Genomic DNA, 1,279 nt, shown 5'->3' on the forward strand with positions numbered 1-1,279 from the left:
GTTACCGCTGAGACCCGTTTTTTGCAGAAGCAAAAACAAGCACTTTCAGTGAATGGCTAACATGCCGTTTAAATTAGGAATACAGAATGCATCAACGAATACTCATTGGAGAGCAGCAAGAAGAGGCAGAAGTGAATATGACACCGATGCTCGACATCGTGTTTATCATGCTGATCTTTTTTATTGTTTCTACCTCTTTCGTTCGTGAATCGGGTATCGAGATCAAGCGCCCTGTTGCGTCCACTAGTGATACGCAAACTAAAACCGCTGTTTTGATTGCCTTGTCGGATCGTGAGGAAATTTGGTTAGACCGCAAGGTGGTGGATGTGCGTATGATCCGTCCAGCGCTTGAGCGTATGAAAACCGAACAAGCTGATGTCAGTGTGGTTGTGCAAGCGGATGAGGCGTCAAGCACAGGTAGCTTAGTTGCTTTGATCGACCAAATCCGTCAGGCCGGTGTGCCGTATACCGTCGCAACGAAGTCGAAGTAGGTGGCAGCGTCCGTGTCGGTATTGTCCCTCGAAAGTCGTTATGCGCGTTATGCGTTCTTGATGCCTTTGGCATTAGTCGCCTCAACCATCATTTTTAGTATTTTGTCGGGTGTTTCGTCGCCAGATTTTAAGCAAGAGCAAGTGGCGGCTCAGTCTGTCGATTTGAGCTTTTTGTTTGTTGAGCAAGATAGTGACCTTCAACTGCGAGAACGCGCCAAACCAGACGAGCCTGAATTGATAGAGCAGCCTCCCGTTGAGCCAATGCTTAATCGGCCAATGCCTAAAAATGACTTGGCCATCGAGCCAACGCCTATAGATATCGCCGTGCCTAAAATTACGCTGAACGTAAACGTCGATATGTCGCTTAATCTCTCTGGTATTAGTATGGAGGCGCCCAATGCGAACTCCGTGTCCGTTGATATTCCGTTTCAATCGAATCTAGTCGCGACAAAAGACATCGCTCCGCAATATCCTTCGCGCGCCTTGCGTAAGAAAATAGAAGGCTCTGTGACAGCAGAGTTTGTCGTTGGGGCTGATGGTAAAGTGAGAGAAGACTCAATTACCTTCGTTGAAGCGACGCCAGAAGGCGTGTTTGAAAAGGCTGTCGCGCGGTCGCTACGTCGATCGAAGTTTCAGCGTATGGAAATCGGTGGTACCTATACGCCTTTTAAAGCACGTAAAACCTATGTGTTTCAAATTCCGAAGTAATGCGTATGTTTAGATTTATTCTTATTTGCTCTTTATTTAGTTTCGTGAGTTTTTCTTATGCAAATTCTTTGTCCCCTTAT

The 1,279-nt window shown here is 46.4% G+C and carries 2 protein-coding genes; both read left to right on the forward strand.

The genetic code is table 11. The annotated features are described in order from the left end of the window. Positions 1–86 precede the first annotated feature (86 nt). On the forward strand, positions 87–491 hold the full coding sequence (locus tag A3738_RS26350; protein ID WP_068501147.1) for a biopolymer transporter ExbD: 405 nt from the start codon (positions 87–89) through the stop codon (positions 489–491). A gap of 12 nt (positions 492–503) precedes the next feature. Next, a complete protein-coding gene (locus A3738_RS26355) occupies positions 504–1,199 on the forward strand; it encodes an energy transducer TonB (RefSeq protein WP_068501144.1) in 696 nt (231 codons plus the stop codon). Positions 1,200–1,279 lie beyond the last annotated feature (80 nt).

This window comes from Oleiphilus sp. HI0066 (genome assembly GCF_001635725.1).

Excerpts from the sequence above, each read along its gene's own strand:
- A3738_RS26350 (WP_068501147.1), top strand. The coding sequence starts at position 87 with ATGCATCAACGAATACTCATTGGAGAGCAGCAAGAAGAGGCAGAAGTG.